Source organism: Trinickia fusca (genome assembly GCF_003628145.1).
Lineage (GTDB): Bacteria > Pseudomonadota > Gammaproteobacteria > Burkholderiales > Burkholderiaceae > Trinickia > Trinickia fusca.
Genome location: NZ_RBZV01000010.1, coordinates 15305 through 32468, shown reverse-complemented (window position 1 = coordinate 32468; position 17164 = coordinate 15305). Strand labels below are relative to the sequence as shown.

The following is a 17164-nucleotide window of genomic DNA, read 5'->3' as shown; positions in this document are numbered from 1 at the left end:
TTCTCATCGGGTGCCCTCTCATGACAAGCAAGCTGATTGCCGTCCTGGCCGCTGTGGCGGCCATTGCGTTCGTGCCGATGTCGGCCTGTGCAGTCGACCTCGATGCGCCTCTCCATTGCGACCGCTCGGCACACGACTTCGTCAGCAAGCTGCTCGACGACAAGCTCATCGAGCCGCAACCGATGCACGTCGAAGACAATTCGATCAACGCGTTCAACCCCGCGAGCGGTGCGTCGCTGAGTGCCTTCGGTTTCCACGTATTCGCGATCGTCGGCTTCGAGAAAGACGACCCGATCTTTCGGCCAGGCGACGGCAAGATGCTGTCGCGCTCGGCCTATGGTGCCGTTGTATTGGGTAGCACGGAAAAGGTGCGCGCGGCGGTGGAGGGGGCGCACAGCCCCGCGATCGTGCATCACGTCGGTCCCTTTATTACTGCCATCTTTTGCGATCGGGATTAAGTTCGGCGCGCGCGTGGGACTGATCGCGCGCGACGTTATTGCCCCATTTTGAATTAATTGTGACCCGCGTTTAGGGGTTACACCTTATTGTTCGGATTTTTTTGTCCTCGGGTGGGCTGTCAACTGCGTCGAACGCGTGCCGATAGTTGGCTATGCGCAACGTTTCGTGCTGCAAACGTGCACCAGAATGGACTTCCGGGTTTCGTCATGCAACTATCCCACCCGCTGCTGTTGATATGCAGCCCAGCTATTCAAGTCGCTGCCGACGAATAAGAGCGAGCGACGAAAAATATATTCTTCCAATAAAAGGTTTGGAGCATTCGATGAAGAAGCATGTAATTTCTGTGGCGGTGTTGACGGCTTTTGCAGCGCCTGCTTTCGCGCAAAACAGCGTCACGCTGTACGGTTTGATCGATGAAGGCTTCAACTACACGAACAACGTGAACGGTGGCCATGTCTATGAGCTCCAAAGCGGCGTCGTGCAGGGCAGCCGTTGGGGCCTGAAGGGTTCGGAAGACCTGGGCGGCGGCCTCAAGGCAGTATTCCAATTGGAAAACGGTTTTAACGTGAACAACGGCAAGCTGGGCGAAGGCAGCCGCGAATTTGGCCGTCAAGCGTTCGTCGGCCTGTCGAAAGACGGCTTCGGTACCGTCACGTTGGGCCGTCAATACGACGCGCTCGTCGACTACCTGGCACCGCTGACGGCCAACGGTAACTGGGGCGGCACGATTTTCTCGCACCCGTATGACAACGACAACACGGACAACTCGTTCCGTGTGAACAACACCGTTAAGTACGCGAGCCCGGATTTCGCAGGCTTCCAATTCGGTGCAACGTACAGCTTCAGCAACGACACGAACTTCGCGAACAACCGCCAGTACAGCGTCGGCACGCAGTATACGAATGGTGGCCTCGCTGTTGCGGCGGCTTACCTGCAAGCAAACAACCCGGGTATGACCTCGGGTGGCGCAATCGCCGGTCCTAACAGCTCTGGCCAAGGTGCCGATGAGAACTTCATCTCGACGCGTCTGCGCATCTTCGGTGCTGGCGTGAACTACACGTTCGGCCCGGCGACGGCTGGCTTCGTGTACACGAATTCGACGATCAACAACCCGACGGGCAACGACAACATGTTCGTGGGCAACGATTCGGTGGTGGCGACGACGGGCGCACTGGCTCACGCTGGCGTGAACCGCCTGCGCTTCCAGAACTTCGAAATCAACGGCAAGTACCAGCTCACGCCGGCTCTGTACCTGGGTGCGCAGTACGTGTACACGATGGAGAACTACGACACGACGGCTGGCAGCGCGAAGCCGAAGATCCACACGTTCGGTCTGATGGCCGACTACAACCTGTCGAAGCGCACGGACGTGTACGTCCAAGGCGCGTTCCAGCAGGTTGCAGGCGACAAGACGGGTTCGTCGACGCTGGACAGCGCGTTCATTCCGGGCGCGGACGACCACTCGAGCACGTCGAAGCAAGTGCTGGCTCGCGTCGGCATCCGTCACAAGTTCTAAGCAAGAACAACGTCGCGCGGTACCTTGTGTACCGTGCGACGGTTACGATCGATGGCGGGCCTACCGCGCAAGCGGTGCCGTCGCCACTTTCGACTCGACCCATTCGAAGCTTCGTGCTGCGAATGGGTTTTTTCTTTTCCGGGCGCGCTTCAGCCGTTATTCCCGTTGCCGAGCAATCCCGCGACCCAATCGATGAAGATCCGCACGCGCGGCGCCAGATGGCGGCTGTGCGGAAACAAGACCGACACCGGCATCGCCGGCGTCTTCCAATCGCGTAGTACTTCGACGAGCTCGCCGCTCTCGAGCAGCGACTCGATGTTTTCGCGTGGCATCTGGACGAGGCCGAGCCCCGCCAGGCAGCAGGCCAGGTAGGCCTGACCGCTGTTGACCGACACGCTGCTGCGCATCGGCACCGTGCGCAGCTCGCCATCCTCTTCGTATTCCCAATCGAGGTCACGGCCGGTGCGGCTCGAGAAGAAGCCGACCGCCACATGCTGCGGCAAGTCTTCGGGCGTTTGCGGCATACCGTAACGTTCGAGGTAGGCCGGCGACGCACAATTGATCTGATCGAATTCACCGATGCGCTTGGCCACGAGCGACGTGTCGTGCAGCGTTCCCACGCGCACCGCACAATCGATGCCGTCTTCGACGAGATCGACGAAACGATCCGCCGCGCTGAGCACGATGCGAATGTCGGGATAGCTCGCGAAGAACTCGGGCAACGCCGGAATGACTCTATGCAGGGCGAAGCGCTCGGGCAAATCGACGCGAATCGCGCCGCGCGGGCCTGCCGTGGCATCGACGAACAGGGCTTCGGCGTCGTCGATGTCGGCAAGCACCTGCACACAGCGCGCGTAATAGGCGCTGCCCTCGTGCGTCAGCGACACGCGCCGCGTCGTGCGTTGCAACAGACGCACGCGCAAGTGTTCCTCCAGATACTGGATCGCATTGCTGACGCTCGGGCGCGGCAACTGCATCTGCTCGGCTGCCTTCGTGAAACTGCCGAGTTGCGCGACGCGCGCGAACACTCTCATTGCTTGCAAATGGTCCATAGGTCGTCGATTCGATGGCTTGGGCAGGCCGTCGCAGCGTCATCCGGTGCGGCGGTCAGTGCGTCCTGGATTGGTAATTCGGCTCGAATAAATTGATCGAGTGCGGCCTGTTTATCGCGCATGATCGCCTGTGCACAATGCCCATCAAGCGCTGTGCCGTTTGCCGGCGCACCTCGTTAAAGCTAAAGGAGCCTACGCATGAACACTCGACGACTCGGCCGCACAGGCCCGCAGGTATCGGCAATCGGTCTCGGCTGTATGGGCATGTCCGATCTATACGGGCCGGCCGATCAGGACGAGAGCATAGCAACGATTCACGCCGCGCTCGATGCCGGCATCACGCTGCTCGACACGGGCGACTTCTACGGTATGGGGGCCAATGAACTGCTGATTCGCGATGCATTGCGCGGCCGGCAGCGTGAAAACGTCCAGATCAGCGTGAAGTTCGGCGCACTGCGCGATCCGGCGGGTACGTTCGTCGGCTACGACAGCCGGCCGGGCGCCGTGCGCAACTTCGTCGCTTACACGCTGCGGCGGCTCGGTACCGACTACATCGACGTCTACCGACCGGCACGTTTGGACCCGAATGTACCGATCGAAGAGACGGTCGGTGCCATCGCCGATCTCGTGAAGGCCGGATACGTGCGCCACATCGGGTTGTCGGAGGTCGGTGTCGAAACCATTCGTCGTGCGCACGCCGTCGCGCCGATCGCCGACTTGCAGATCGAATATTCGCTGCTCTCGCGCGACATCGAGGCCGAGATTCTGCCGGTGTGCCGCGAGCTCGGCATCGGTGTGACCGCCTACGGCGTACTCTCACGTGGCTTGCTGAGCGGGCAGTGGTCGAAGGCGAGCGTGACTTTCGTGGCGCGAGCCCGCGTTTCAGCGGCGAGAACCTCACGCACAACCTGGCGCTCGTCGAGGCGTTGCGTGCGATTGCAGACGAGCGCGGCGCGAACCCGGCGCGTGTCGCGATTGCCTGGGCGCTCTCACGCGGCGAAGACATCGTGCCGCTCGTCGGTGCGCGGCGTCGAACGCAGCTGGTCGATGCACTCGCTGCAGCCGAATTGACGCTGTCCCCCGATGATCTTTCTCGCATCGAGGCGGCTATTCCGGCCGGTGCGGCGGCGGGCACGCGCTATCCGCAAGCGCAGATGGGGCACCTGCCGCGTTGATGTTGCGTCGACTGCGCGCGTAAAACCGCTCACGGGGGGCTGGCGCGCAACTTGCCTCGGGGTATCCTGGCAGCGTTTCGCTGTACCCAAAAATAGGAGACGCCCATGACCCCGATGCAAACGCTGGCCGCGCGCCTGGTGAAGGCGCACCGTTCGCATGAGCCGATCGGCACGACGCCCCTCGATGTGCCGGAGCCGGCCAATGCCGACGACGCGTACCTCGTGCAGCAATGGGTCCTCGCCGAGCTCGGCGGGTGTGCCGGTTACAAGATCGGCGCGCCATCGCCCGATGCCGAGCCCCAATGCGCGCCGCTGCCGGCCAAAAAGGTATTCCGCGCAGCCTCGGGCATCCGCCTGGCCGACTACGCGCATGTAGGCCTCGAGCTCGAGATCGCGTTCAGCTTCGCGGTCGACATCGATCGGACCTTCGCCGAGCGCGCCGAGGACACGTTCGATGCGATCGACGCGATGTCGGTCGTCGTCGAAGTCGTCGACAGCCGCTTCGAAGCGTGGCCCAACGTGAGCCCGCTGTTGCAACTGGCCGATCTGCAGAACAACGGCGCGCTCGTGATCGGCGATACGCGGCCGTACGATCGCAACTTCGACTTCAAGTCGCCGGCCATCGCGTTCTATCACGACGGCCATGAAGTCGTTCGCCGCCGCGCCAGTCATCCAGCCGGCGATCCGCGGCGCCTCGTGGCTTGGCTCGTTGCACGCACGCTCGGGAACGGTCATTCGATCCCAGCGGGCACCGTGCTGACCACGGGCACTTATATGCCGCTGTACATGGTGACGAAGCCGGGGCGTGTGCGGGGGACGATCGAGGGCCTGGGGCAGATCGAATTCGAGATCGTTTGAGGTAGCAAGCCCGACACACGCGCCGACGATCCGCCGCCGTGATGGATCGTACGGCGTATGGCGTATGGCTTGCTCAGCTCGCCGGGTTTTCCTCATCGGGCGGCGGTGCCGAGCCGCTCGGTGCGCCGAGCACGCTGATCTGGAAGATCGGTGTGCCCGCCAGCGATTGCAACGACGGATCTTCAGGAATACGTAACAACAGTGGCAGGATCACCGAGCCACCAATGACCGCGCGCCGGCTGTTGTCTTCTGGCCGCAGCCCCCAGATGTCCTGGTAGACGACGGGCACGGCATTGCCGTCGCGTGTCGTGTTGCCCAGATACAGCATGACGTGGCCGCCGATGTAGATCAGCGTGCGCATCGGCACGCCGTTGCGCATGAGGAATGCGAGCCGTTCGCTCGGTGTTTGAGCGGACAGATCGGTCATGTGCCCAGCCGTCATTTGGGCTGACGAATGACGCGGCAGCCACACGCCGAACGCCGTGAAGATACTTTGCAGCTCGGACGAGCAATCGTTATAGAAGCCGGTGTTGCCCCAGCCGTAAGGGCGGCCGATCAACGCTTTGATCAGCGCAGCCAGATGCCGTGGCGTGGCGGCATACGGCATCGGCGCGATTTGGGCATCGCTGAGCGTGGCATGACGAATGCCGGCTCGGCCGTCGAGATCGCGCACGGGTACGAGCACCGTGCGCGCGCCTGTCCCTGTGGGGTGCGCGAGCGGCAGTAACGTACCCGCAGGCGCATCGAAACGGAACGCGCCGCCTTCGTCGCGCACGCTCGCCGAGGCGGCGATGACCGCGCCCCAAGCCTTGTGCGCGCCGCGTGTCCAGGTATCGACGAACGCGTCGTCCACCTGTGCGACCGCGCTCGACTGCACCCAGCCTTGCACGTCCGGCGTCTGCACGTAGTCCCACGCGCCGTCGGCGCTGTGGCCGAGCACGTACAGCGGTGTGCCGGGGCGGATGGCGGAGATTTGCAGGTTATCGAACGGGTAGCCTTCGCCCGCCAGGCGACGGGAATAGAACGACGGGTCCATCGTCGGCAGCTCGCGCACGAGCAGGTTGCCAGTGGCAATCGCGCGGGCGGCTGGCATATAGCGCGGCGCTTGCGCGAATTGCTGGACGTTCATGTTTTTCTCGATCGCATCGATCCATTGCGTCGTATGCGGCCGATCGTTCTGTCCATAGCCGAGGCGCTTCTCGTCCTTGCCTGCGTTGTCGTAGTGCGCGATGCGGCGCAGTTGCAGATCGACGATGTCCTGGCCGCCCTGGTGATAGACACGCTCGCGGACGAACGCAGGATTCCACGGCGACGGGTCGTGCTCGGCGCGGCCGAAGTAGCGGGCGAACAGCGCGTCGAGGTGGGCATGCTGTTCGTCGGCGTTCAGAAACGGCTTGTCGTAGTCGGGGCTCGCCGGATCGATCCAGTGATCGACGTTCTGATCGTACGACGCCATCGGAAAGAGTCCGATCGGGTCGACTGAGGCTGCAGTCGGTGCGGACGGTAGCGCCGACGGTTGCGTCGCGCAGGCGGCGAGGGCCGCACAGAGCACGAGTGCGGACAGCTGCAGCGGGCGTAGCAGCAGCGAGAAGCGGGGTGTGGCGGAAGCGGTGGTAGCCATCGTGTGCGAATGGTGCAAGGGAACGTGCTCGGTCATGATGATAGCCGCCCGATCAAGCGTGTGCCGTGCGCGGCAGCGTGGCGCGTTGCAAGATCGTCATCGGGCCGAGCTCCCGCACGCGCTGCATCTGAGTGGCATCGCGCACGAACAGCGACCCTGCGAAGCCCAGTGCGTTGACCGACAGGCCTTCGACGTGTTCGACCGAGCGCGGCACGAGCAACATCCAGCGCGGCGTCATCAATAGGTTGTAAGGCGTGACTTGATGCGCCTGGCCGTCCACGGTCGTCGTTTTCAAGGCGAGCTTGGCGATCATCGCGCGATAACAGGCAAGCGCCACCTGCGGGGCCGCTTGGTGCGCCGCAGGTCTGAGGCGCGCGAAGGCATGCGCAAACGGCAGCGCGGGTAGTGTGCCGATGTCGTCTTCCAGCGATGCCCTATCGATGAGTGGCCCTATGGGCAACGCCGTGTCTGTATCGCCGAGCGGCAGCGGCACGATCTGCAAGTGCTTGTGAGGCTGACTCGCGCCGGCTTCCTGGCCGCCGTTGTAGAAGCCGAGGCCATCGAATTCGGCAAGGCAAGCACACCAGGCCGTGAAGTCGGCGAGATCGAGCAATGCTTCCTGCGACTCATAGGCGCGCGTCACGATCAGCAGATGATGGTCGATGACGTTGAATTTGTTCAGCAGGGCAACGTGCGTGTCGGAGATGTCGGCGACGAACAGGTCTGGATCGTAGGGCAGGAACGGGTCGACGCTTGCCCGTGACGGCTGCTGCGCCTGCTCCGCCTGGCTGCGGGCCTTGTGCACGAGACTCGACACCTGACGGATGAAGAAGCGTACGCCGTCGTCCTCGAGCGAGGTCTGCACGGTCTCGATGGGGCGCAAGGCGCCGCGCTCGAGCGCGTGAGACGTGCTCCGCACGATTGCGGGCCATAACGTGCCGGGCCGAAGGAGAACAGAGGGCATGGAGCAAGCTTTGGCGTGGCTTTCAATGGCGACATTGTGGCGCAAATGGGCGCTCGCTCCTTCATATCATCGGAAATCGACTTCAGCGCTCCGGGCCGGCTTTGTTTTCTGGCACACGCCTTGCGGAGCGCAATAACGAACCAGAGTGGAGGGCGCGTCGACAGGTGCGAGCCTATGACGATACAAACCAGTGATGTCCTTGCAAGCGAGCGCAAGCGCGCCGCAGTGCGCTCGGTCGTGCCATGCGCGCTCGTTTACCTCGACGCGGCCGGCGCTGCGAGTCCGAACTGTCGTAGCAATGATCCGGCGTCCTACGTTCGGCAGGCGGTCTGTCTGAACAAATCGCTGCTGCGCGAGGGTATGCCGCGTCTGCACATCTATACGAATGCGGTCGACGAGGTCATGGACGCGCTTGCCGCTACGTCTGCGAACGAGCGCCCGGTCGTCCATGCCTTGCTCGTCACGCGTGTCGACCTACCCAAAAGTACGCCGTTCTACGCCGCGCATTTCAAGCTCGACTTGATGAGCCAGGTCGCGTCGACATTGCCGCACGATGCGCTGCTGTTGCTGCTCGATACCGATATGGTCGCGATGCGCGAGCTCGATGAGGGCCTTGTCGAGCGCAGCGCGCGGCTCGGTGCCGGCGTGTTCGATATCTCCGATCAGGTGTTCCCGGTTTACGGCAGCGCACGCGTAATTGCCGACCTGGAGGCTGTCGCGGGCTGCACGCTCGAGAATCCGCGCTGGTATGGCGGCGAGTTTCTGCTGTGCACCCCTGCGTTTCTGAGCCGTCTCGTTGCCTGCGGCAAGCGTTGCTTTGTGCGCTACGTGGCTGAAATCTCGAACCTGCATCATCACGGCGACGAAGCGTTCATTTCGGCCGCGCTCAGCTTGCTCGCGCAAAGCGGCGAAAGGCTCGTCGACGTCGGGGCGTATCAGGCCGTCGGCCGGCTTTGGCCCGGCAATACGCATCGCAATCTCTACTGGTTCAGCCGCTGCGCATTCCTGCATCTGCCGGGCAGCAAGACGCTGATCGAGCATGAGGCTCGTCATGAAGCATTCGATCCTGCGCGATTGTGGCGCGCCATTTCGATCGCGCATCGTATCGGGCAGCTGCGCGCGTGGGCGAAGCGGTTGCTTGCGAGACGCCTGCGGCTGCGGTTTGTCGTGCGCACGGCACTGGGTCGCGTGATGCGGTCCAAAACACTCGATGCTTGAGCAATAAAGCGGTTGAAATTCATTTCAAGTGCGGTGGTTTGAAAATTCGGATAAAAATAATTAATTGGCATCGCGTGATTTATGCGCTTGCTTCACATTTGTCTTCGCTCAGGCCTGTCTTTATCCATATAAAAATACTTGTGGTGCTGAATCGCTGTCCTATAGACTGCCTGCTGCGTAGTCCCGCTTGATTCAGAAAATACCTTGCGAATGCCTTGCTGGAAGGCCCGGCTCGGCACGCGCTTGCCCAAAAAAGGCATATGGCGGTCGCCATTATGCCTCCCGCATTTTTCATCGATAAGGAGAGCGATTATGCGAAAAGCGATTATGGCCATGCTTGTGCTTTTGTGTGCAACGATGGCTAGCCAGGCGATTGCAGCACCGGTCATTACGTTTTACAGAAAGCAAGGCGAGTCGTACGTCGATTGCCGCATTACGATGAAAAACGGCACGACCAACTTCAAGCATTCGAGCAATTCGTGCTCGAACGACGACGACTATTACTTCTCGATCTCCGGCGCTGAGGACGGCGTTCAGTTCGGCATCTACAACAACCCCGATTGCAAGGAAAACGAGAGCTTCGCGACCTACAAGACGGGTAAAGGCGACAGCAACCGCAACATTCGCATCACGGCCGTCGATGCGAGCCGTGGCTTGCCAGCGGGGCACCTGATTCACGACACCCTGATGTCTGGCGGCCGCGATAAATCAGGGCAGTTGCACGGCAAGGTTTCATGCCTGAAGGTTTGGAATGCGCCGCTGAGCACCGAAGACAACGCGGCCCAGTGATAAACGTGCGCGGGCGAGCTTGAACGAAGCAACAGCCAATCTCGGAGGATGTCATGAGTACGCAACAGGCGCATACGTTATCGAGCTGGACGAGTCTGGAGACGTTCGAAGTCGAAGTGAGCTCGCCCAGCAACCGGCTTTATCGCAATGGCCGGCAGCAAGTCGAAGTCACGGTCAAGCTGCGTGCGCGCAATGGGCAGGGCCAGATTGTGCCGTTGAGCGAGGCGGAGATGCGAAGTGTTCGCTTGACCGACTACAACAGTGGCGAGGAACTGCCGCCCGTGCCGGCCTCGGGTGCCGTCACGCAAGGGTGGGGAACCACGGACACACGCAACGAGTACGAATTCTTTCCAGGTGCTCGTGAGGCGGAAGGTGAAGGTCCCGCGCCGTCGTCGGAGTATTCGTTCGCCGTGCGATATGTGCAGACGATCGATGAGGCGCCGAAGCGAATCGGCGCGCTAGTGCGCAACGACGACGGTACGGTCTTCACATCAGATAAGGTGAAACAGTTCATCGAAGCTCTGCCCGAGCGCTTGCCGAGCCTGGAGCAGACGCGGGCCGTCGATTACGAGTGGAAAGTGAAGCGTATCGTGGGCGATGACGACGATTGGGATTTGGAGACCGTCGATTACTACTACTGCGGGCTCTCGATCAACGGCAATCGCGTAAAGCTGCGCGAGTTCAACGTGAGGCCGGCCAGCACGTTCCAGTGGGAGAGCGCAAACCCGGCGAGCGAGCTGTTCAGCTTCACGGGCTTTGGCACGCCGGGCAGCACGGTCGCCAACTATAGCGTGCCGGCACTGTTCAACAGCCGCAAGCACAGTCCCATCAGGGAACCGAGCGATGGGGAGGGCATCGTGATCCTGATCCGCTCGAACCGTATCAGCCAGAGCAGTGCCGGTAGCGTGCACAAAGGGGCGTGCGACGTCGACGCGCGCGACGAGTTCGGCACCGACTACCCGCTGCGCCTGTCGTTCAAATCGTCTTCGAATCGCAACGAGCTCGTGATCACCAGACGCTGAGCACAACACCGCGCCGGTACGAAGGTGCCGGAGCCTTCACGTTGTCGTCGTTGCCAGTACCACTATCCACGAACCAAGAGGGTTGCCTCATGACGACGCCCGATCAGGCGGGCCCGGCGCAAGCCGCGGCCGTGTATTCGAACGCATTCAATTTCCTGAGCTTCGTCGAGACCGGTGTCGATCCACGCACGGGGCTCTATACGGTCAGCTTGTCGCTGCCGCAAGTCATGGCGAACGGATTGGCAGGCCCGGCGTTGCCGGCATCGCTGGCCTTCAATCCCATGCAGCCGGACGATTGCGGCTTCGGCATCGGCTGGTCGCTGCGCCTGTCGAGCTACGATCCGATAGCGAAGCAGTTGCGCCTGTCGAGCGGCGAGACCTATCGCGCACTCGATACGGGCCCCAAGCTTGTCATCGAGGATCAAAAGCTGCACACGTTTCGCGTCGAGAAGACTGGCAGCGATTTCGTCGTCACCTACAAGTCGGGCTTGAGTGAAGTGCTGTCGAATGCGGGCACCAGCGACAGCGTTTACCTGCCGTCGGCGATTCGCTCCCCCGAAGGGCGCTCGCTGCGCTTGGGCTATACGATGTTTCTCGGCCGGCGCATGCTGAACGAGGTGCGCGACGACGAACGGGTGCTGATGTCGATCGAGCGTACGGCCGGGCTCGTCTCCATCGTTCTTTGGCCCGGCACGCCGCAAGCGGCCACGTTGTCGCTGTGGCTCGTCAACGATCGCGTCACGGAGTTGCGCCTGCCGGTCGACAATCGCGCGTCCTGGCGCTTCGAGTACGACACGATAGGCGGGCAAACGGTCATCTCGCGTGTCGACACGCCGCTCGGGGGCTTCGAGCTCGTGCGCCACGTGGCGCAAGGGCATGAGTTTCCGAATGGCGCCTCGCAACGCTATCTGCCCTATGTGATCGAGCATGTGCGCGGGCCACGCGTGGGGCAGCCGCCGATCCGCACCGTCTATCGCTATTCGGCGCGCAACTTTCTGGGCTACGGAGCGAACGGCCTTATATGGGTGGACGGTGAAGACAACCTGTGCAAGGTGCTCGAGGACTATCGCTACGATTCGGTGGAGACGCTGATGGTGGGCGACGGCGAAGCGGAGCGAGCGGTACGGACGACGACGCGCGTCTATAACCGTTTTCACCTGATCGTCAGCGAGGAGGTCAACGAGGGCGGCCACGTGCGCCGCCAGGAGACGCAGTATTACTTGCTCGATGGGCGGCCCTACGCCGATCAACCAGCGCAATGCCAGTTGCCGAGGACGACCGTGACATCATGGCACCTCAACAGCGAGCCCGGGCGGCATCGGGAAGAAGTCGTCACCACCGCCTTCGACGAGTACGGCAACCTCTTGCGTCAAGTGGATGCGGCCGGTGTGGTCGAGCAGTACGAGTACTACCCGGCCGAAGGCGGCGAGGGGTGCCCTGCGGATCCGCTCGGCTTTGCGCGCTTCGTGAAGGAAAAGCGCGTGATTCCAGCGGCGGCCGAAGCCGATGCGCCCGTGATGGTCACGCGCTATCGCTATGCGTCGATTCCTTCGCTACTGCCCTACGCGCCTGCCACCGTCGTGTGTACGCATGAGTCGCTTTACGCGCAAGAAGCAGGCAGCGATCGACTCGTGCGCGAGACCGGGACCACGTACTTCAATACGCCTTCCGATTCGTTCCTGCACCTGCGCGAGCGGGAGCAAACCACGACGCTCGATGGCCTGACCACGCATACTTCGTACGGCTACGCGTTGCAGTCGGCCGCATTGCGCATCGTCACGACGATAACCGGCTTCGACGGCAGCAAACGCGTCTCGTCGGTATTGAGCTCGCTCGTCGACGGTCAGGATCTGGACATCGAAAGCGAGGGTGGCGCGCACGTAGGCTACGTGTATGACCCGCTGGGCCGCGTGGTGATGGAAACGACGGCACCTGGCACCGCCTACGAAGCGACGAGAAGCTACCAGTACGCGCTCGCCGGTACGGCGGACGACCCGGTGTATGTGAGCGTGACCGATGCAAACGGACTGACCACGCGCACGTGGTACGACGGTCTACATCGCGAGAGCCGCATCGAGATCCAAGAGGACGCAGCTGCCGGCGCGCCATATCGGCTCACGTACGAAGCACGCTACGACGCATTGGGCCGGCTCGTCGAAGAAGTCCACACGGACTGGCTCGACGAGCGTCCGCTCGCGCTGCCGAGTCGGCACGAGTACGACGATTGGAGCCAGCGCCGTGCGACGATACGCCCCGATGGCGTCATCGAACACCACGTGACGGACCCGATCGACCGCGTCGAAACGGCATGGCTCGAAGATGCACAAGGCCGCGTATCGGGCCGCATCGTCACGCGGCGCAATGCGTTCGGCACGCCGGTGTCGATCGAGCGCTGCGATCGGAACGGTGCCTGCCATCGCACGAGCGCCAGCGAATATGACGGACTCGGCCGCTGCGTGCGCGAGACGGATGCGGTCGGCAACGTCACGGAGTTTGCTTACGATGTGTTCGGTCGCACGACGCAGCGCATGCTGCCTGACGGTATGGTGCTCGAGTATCTTTATGCTCGGCACAGCAGCGCCGATTTGCCGATCGAAGTACGCGTACGTCCGGGGAGCGGCGGGACGATGAGCGCGGGCCAACAGACGTTCGACGGGCTCGAGCGGCTCGTGAGCCGTACCATCGGCGGGCGCCGCCGCACGTTCGGCTACAGCGGCGGCTACGGGCGGCCTTCGATCGAGCGCACACCGTCCGACGCCACGATTCGCTTCGAGTACGAACCAGGTCTGACCGACGAACCCGTGCATCGCAGCGTGGGCGAACTCGACGAGCGCTATGTCTATGACGCCCGCATCGCCAAGCTCATTTCGATGCGCAGCGAAGGGCAAGGCGAGCATCATTTCGAGTATTCGCCGCAGGGCCATCTACGCCGGGAACAATGGACCGAGGACGGTCAGTCGCCTGAGGTGCGCCACATCGCGTCGCTGCAAGGGCGGCCGTTGCACTACACGGACCGGTTCGGCCGCACCCAGCGCAGCGATTACGACAGTGCGGGACGGCTCGCGTCGATCGACTATGGGACGCTGACGAGCCGTATCAGCTATGACGCTTTCGGCCGGATCGAGCGAACCATCACGCAGGACATGAACACCGACCGTACGCTGACGATGACGTGCGCCTATGACGACTTCGGCCGCGAAATCGAGCGCACGTTTGCGGTCGGTACTACGGCGCATACCGTGACGACGCAGGCCTACACGTACGGCGACAAGCTTGCCCGCCGTACTACGCGTGTCGGTGGCGAGACGTCGCGCGAAGAAGTCTATGCGTACGACGCGCGCGGGCGTCTCGTCGCTTACCGTTGCTCGGGCTCGCAGCCGGCACATGATCCCTACGGCAACGGGATTCTGGGGCAACGCTACGTCTACGACGAATGGGACAATTTCGTCGAAGTGACCACCGAATTCGCCGGCGGACAAAACGTCGCTCGGTATCGATACGAGAACGCCGAAGACCCGACGCAGATGACCGCGGTCACGAACAGCCACGCGGATTATCCGGAGACCGAAACATTCTCCTACGACGCCGACGGCAATCTCGTTCGCGCATCGGCGCGCGTCTATCGGTACGACTCGCTAGGGCGGCTCGTCGAAGTCACGCCATCTCAAGGCGGCGGGCAAGGGCGCTACCGTTACGATGCACGCGATACGCTGATCGCTTGCGAACGCGACGAGGGTACGAGCACGCGCCGCACCTATCGCGACGCTCGGCTCGTCAGCGAAACCGGCGACGGCACTGAGCGCAGCTACGTGCGCGACGGCGAGCTGCTGCTTGCGCAGCACGATGGCGGTACGCGTGCACGCACGTCGTTGTATGGCAGCGATGCCGGGCAGAGCGTGCGGCTAGTGCTGGCAGGCGAGGGTAGTGCGTCCACGGAGATTGCCTACACGCCGTACGGCGATCGGACACTCCAAGCCGGGTTGCCGGGACTGCTCGGCTTCAATGGTGAGCCGTTCGATGCGCTGGCAGGCGGTTATCTGCTCGGTAACGGTCGGCGTCTTTACGATCCGCAACTGATGCGCTTCACGAGCCCCGATGCGTTGAGTCCGTTCGATGGCGGCGGTATCAACCCCTACGCCTACTGCCTCGGCGACCCGATCAATCGCATCGATCCGACCGGCAACCTGAGCTGGCAGTCGATTCTGGGCATTGCGATCGGCGTCGTGGCGATTGCGATTACCGTGGCCTCGCTCGGCACCGGCGTCGCGATTTCGGCAGGCCTCGCGCAAGCGAGCGCGGGGCTTGCGACATTTGCGACCGTGCCGTCGGCCACGGTTTCGGGGGTGCTGGGGGTGGGCTTCGCCGTGGCCGATTTGGCCGCCAGTGCGACGGCGATCGCGTCGTCGGCGCTGTCCGAAAGCGACCCTGAAAGGGCCGGCATCCTGGGATGGGTATCGACGGGTTTCGGCGCGGCATCCTCGGTCTATAGCGTGTCGAGCGCGGTGAAGAGTGCTGCAAGCACCCCGCGCAGCACCGTGTCGGTAGCAAGCAAGCGGTTTGCGATCGGGCGCTCCACGCTGTCGGTGGCGGCCAGCGCGCAGAGTGCCTCGACGCAGATCGCCGAGGCATTCGGCAAGGAGCCGCCGGAGTGGCTCTCGTATACGTTGAGCGGTTTGTCGTTAGCGCTCGCCGGGGCGGGGTGGACGAGTTTCTTCAGCGAAGTGGCGCTTGCCTCGCGCAACGGGCGCATGGTCGAGCGCGCGCAGGTGCCACAGTCGATTGCGGGCAGGGCGGGGGCCGGCAGAAGCGTCGTGCAAGATGCGCCGGGCACGCCCGGTGCGCAGACCGTGGGCGAATCGGCCGCCTCGCGTGCAAACGAAGCCGTGCGCCGTGTCGGTGCTACGGCTCCGGGCGAGCAGCAGATCACGCGTCTGTAGCCAACCGCGCGGCTCATCACGGGCCGCGCACGACTTATTCGCCGAACAGGCTACGAATGTCCTTCGTCTCGTCGCTGTCCGACAGGTTGTATTGGGCACGTACTTCGGAGAGCACTTCGTCGACGAACCGTTCGTAGCCGATCGCATTGCCGAAGTGCTTCATCGTCCAGTTGCAGCCCGAGGCATCGGGCTCCTGCTTTTGCGGGCGTGGGACGCGGATCTTCACGCCGTCTTCGACGATCTCGTGAATGCGATGCAGACGCCGGCTGACTTCGTCTTGCAGCCGGGAGGCGTTGAGCGTTTTTCGGATCACAGCGGGCTCCTCATCCGTTCGAACGTGGCATGGGTTTCGACTATGCCATGTGCCCGCTATTTTCGCCGATCGCGGCGTGCCGGTGACGAACGGCGTTCAGGGGCGCGAATACGCGACGACACCGCCCTCGACGCGCAGCGTCACGCGCTCGCCGACGTGCGGGCAGAAATGACCGGGCACGCGCGCGCGTAGCGTGAACTGCGGCGCTTCGGTCAGCGTGAGCCCGACGCTCGCATCCTGACCGAAGAATGAGACGTCGTGCACGGTCGCCAGATGCGTGCCGGCATCGTCTTGCGTCGCCGACCCGGCCGGCGCGATACGGATCTGTTCGGGGCGCAGCATCACGTCGACGGGGCCTTCCGCATGCGGCACCGCCAGCGGCAGGCGGCCCAGGTGGCAGACGGCGGCGCCATTCTCGACATTACCGGGCAACAGCACGGCGTCGCCGACGAACGAGGCGAGTTCGCGCGAGACGGGACGCCGGTACAGCACATCGGGCGTCGCGCTCTGAATCAGCTTGCCGCGCCACAGCACCGCGACCTCATGCCCCAGCGACAGCGCTTCCGACTGGTCGTGCGTGACGAGCACGGCCGTGGCGCCGGCGGCAGCCAGCGCATCGGCCACGGCTTGGCGCGTCTCGATGCGCAGCGTCGCATCGAGCGACGAAAACGGCTCGTCGAGCATCACGAGCGTCGGGGCTGGCGCCAGGGCGCGCGCCAGTGCGACGCGCTGCTGCTGCCCGCCCGAGAGCTGCTGCGGCGCGCGGTCGGCGTACGAAGCCGGCAGACCGACGAGCTCGAGCAACTCCGCGACACGATGCCGCGCCCGGCGCTGTGCGCGCGGCAGGCCGAACACGATGTTGTCGGCCACCGACAGGTGCGGAAACAGCGCGCCTTCCTGCGGCACATAGCCGATACGGCGCGCTTCAGAGGGCAAATGCAGACCTGGCCCCGCCACGCGGCGGCCGTCGATGTCGATGGTGCCCGCGTCGGCACGCTCGAAGCCGCACAGCACGCGCAGCAGCGTGGTCTTGCCGCTGCCGGACGGGCCGAGCAGCGCAAGCAGCGTGCCGCGCTCGACGGAAAGATCGATGCCGTGCAGCACGGCGTGGCCGTCGAACGATTTCGTGAGACCGTGGATGTCGAGGTTGCTCATCGGATTGACTGGGCGTGGAGCACGTGTTTCGCACCGCAGGCGCGGCGCGCGAATCGGAATGGGAAGGACCGAGAGCTTAACGCGA

Annotated in this window: 12 protein-coding genes and 1 pseudogene; 8 read left to right on the top strand and 5 right to left on the bottom strand. The window is 63.2% G+C overall.

Annotation, left to right across the window (positions count from 1 at the left end; all coding sequences use genetic code 11):
* Positions 1 to 20: 20 nt before the first annotated feature.
* Positions 21 to 458 (top strand): hypothetical protein, encoded by a 438-nt coding sequence (locus tag D7S89_RS20210; RefSeq protein WP_121280432.1) that lies wholly within the window; start codon positions 21 to 23, stop codon positions 456 to 458.
* 323 nt (positions 459 to 781) lie between these two features.
* Entirely contained in the window at positions 782 to 1975 is a 1194-nt protein-coding gene (locus D7S89_RS20205) for a porin (protein ID WP_121280705.1), read from the top strand.
* 149 nt (positions 1976 to 2124) lie between these two features.
* On the opposite strand, the gene D7S89_RS20200 is transcribed toward D7S89_RS20205, so the two are convergent.
* On the bottom strand, positions 2125 to 3027 hold the full coding sequence (locus D7S89_RS20200) for a LysR family transcriptional regulator (RefSeq protein WP_121280431.1): 903 nt from the start codon (positions 3025 to 3027) through the stop codon (positions 2125 to 2127).
* A 198-nt stretch (positions 3028 to 3225) separates the two neighbouring features.
* Here D7S89_RS20200 and D7S89_RS20195 point away from each other — a divergent pair.
* Both D7S89_RS20195 and D7S89_RS20190 read left to right on the top strand, forming a co-directional pair.
* A pseudogene (locus D7S89_RS20195) lies at positions 3226 to 4202 on the top strand (aldo/keto reductase).
* A 105-nt stretch (positions 4203 to 4307) separates the two neighbouring features.
* Entirely contained in the window at positions 4308 to 5060 is a 753-nt protein-coding gene (locus D7S89_RS20190; RefSeq protein ID WP_121280429.1) for a fumarylacetoacetate hydrolase family protein, read from the top strand.
* 73 nt (positions 5061 to 5133) lie between these two features.
* On the opposite strand, the gene D7S89_RS20185 is transcribed toward D7S89_RS20190, so the two are convergent.
* Both D7S89_RS20185 and D7S89_RS20180 read right to left on the bottom strand, forming a co-directional pair.
* Entirely contained in the window at positions 5134 to 6681 is a 1548-nt protein-coding gene (locus tag D7S89_RS20185; protein WP_121280704.1) for an SH3 domain-containing C40 family peptidase, read from the bottom strand.
* 52 nt (positions 6682 to 6733) lie between these two features.
* Positions 6734 to 7645, bottom strand: coding sequence for an ATP adenylyltransferase family protein (locus D7S89_RS20180; protein ID WP_121280427.1), 912 nt, complete (start codon positions 7643 to 7645; stop codon positions 6734 to 6736).
* Positions 7646 to 7819: 174 nt separating this feature from the next.
* On the opposite strand from D7S89_RS20180, the gene D7S89_RS20175 reads away from it, so the two are divergent.
* The 4 genes from D7S89_RS20175 to D7S89_RS20155 all read left to right on the top strand — a co-directional run bounded on the left by D7S89_RS20175 (position 7820) and on the right by D7S89_RS20155 (position 15611).
* Positions 7820 to 8863 carry a hypothetical protein gene (locus D7S89_RS20175; RefSeq protein ID WP_183085283.1) on the top strand — a complete coding sequence of 348 codons (1044 nt, stop codon included), beginning with the start codon at positions 7820 to 7822 and terminating at the stop codon, positions 8861 to 8863.
* 333 nt (positions 8864 to 9196) lie between these two features.
* Complete coding sequence (locus tag D7S89_RS20165; RefSeq protein WP_147426715.1) at positions 9197 to 9652, top strand: hypothetical protein; 456 nt, start codon at positions 9197 to 9199, stop codon at positions 9650 to 9652.
* A 53-nt stretch (positions 9653 to 9705) separates the two neighbouring features.
* Positions 9706 to 10674: a hypothetical protein gene (locus tag D7S89_RS20160; RefSeq protein WP_121280421.1), complete on the top strand. Its 969-nt coding sequence runs from the start codon at positions 9706 to 9708 to the stop codon at positions 10672 to 10674.
* A gap of 89 nt (positions 10675 to 10763) precedes the next feature.
* The gene (locus D7S89_RS20155; protein WP_121280419.1) at positions 10764 to 15611 is read left to right on the top strand and encodes an RHS repeat domain-containing protein; all 4848 of its coding nucleotides are present in this window, start codon (positions 10764 to 10766) and stop codon (positions 15609 to 15611) included.
* 34 nt (positions 15612 to 15645) lie between these two features.
* Here D7S89_RS20155 and D7S89_RS20150 read toward each other — a convergent pair whose 3' ends face one another.
* Both D7S89_RS20150 and D7S89_RS20145 read right to left on the bottom strand, forming a co-directional pair.
* Positions 15646 to 15924: a hypothetical protein gene (locus D7S89_RS20150; protein ID WP_121280417.1), complete on the bottom strand. Its 279-nt coding sequence runs from the start codon at positions 15922 to 15924 to the stop codon at positions 15646 to 15648.
* A 96-nt stretch (positions 15925 to 16020) separates the two neighbouring features.
* Positions 16021 to 17079, bottom strand: coding sequence for an ABC transporter ATP-binding protein (locus D7S89_RS20145; RefSeq protein ID WP_121280415.1), 1059 nt, complete (start codon positions 17077 to 17079; stop codon positions 16021 to 16023).
* Positions 17080 to 17164 lie beyond the last annotated feature (85 nt).

What these genes read in the sequence shown, in the direction of transcription:
- D7S89_RS20210 (WP_121280432.1), top strand. Translation starts at nt 21, where the DNA reads ATGACAAGCAAGCTGATTGCCGTCCTGGCCGCTGTGGCGGCCATTGCG.
- D7S89_RS20205 (WP_121280705.1), top strand. Translation starts at nt 782, where the DNA reads ATGAAGAAGCATGTAATTTCTGTGGCGGTGTTGACGGCTTTTGCAGCG.
- D7S89_RS20200 (WP_121280431.1), bottom strand. Translation starts at nt 3,027, where the DNA reads ATGGACCATTTGCAAGCAATGAGAGTGTTCGCGCGCGTCGCGCAACTC.
- D7S89_RS20190 (WP_121280429.1), top strand. Translation starts at nt 4,308, where the DNA reads ATGACCCCGATGCAAACGCTGGCCGCGCGCCTGGTGAAGGCGCACCGT.
- D7S89_RS20185 (WP_121280704.1), bottom strand. Translation starts at nt 6,681, where the DNA reads ATGGCTACCACCGCTTCCGCCACACCCCGCTTCTCGCTGCTGCTACGC.
- D7S89_RS20180 (WP_121280427.1), bottom strand. Translation starts at nt 7,645, where the DNA reads ATGCCCTCTGTTCTCCTTCGGCCCGGCACGTTATGGCCCGCAATCGTG.
- D7S89_RS20175 (WP_183085283.1), top strand. Translation starts at nt 7,820, where the DNA reads ATGACGATACAAACCAGTGATGTCCTTGCAAGCGAGCGCAAGCGCGCC.
- D7S89_RS20165 (WP_147426715.1), top strand. Translation starts at nt 9,197, where the DNA reads ATGCTTGTGCTTTTGTGTGCAACGATGGCTAGCCAGGCGATTGCAGCA.
- D7S89_RS20160 (WP_121280421.1), top strand. Translation starts at nt 9,706, where the DNA reads ATGAGTACGCAACAGGCGCATACGTTATCGAGCTGGACGAGTCTGGAG.
- D7S89_RS20155 (WP_121280419.1), top strand. Translation starts at nt 10,764, where the DNA reads ATGACGACGCCCGATCAGGCGGGCCCGGCGCAAGCCGCGGCCGTGTAT.
- D7S89_RS20145 (WP_121280415.1), bottom strand. Translation starts at nt 17,079, where the DNA reads ATGAGCAACCTCGACATCCACGGTCTCACGAAATCGTTCGACGGCCAC.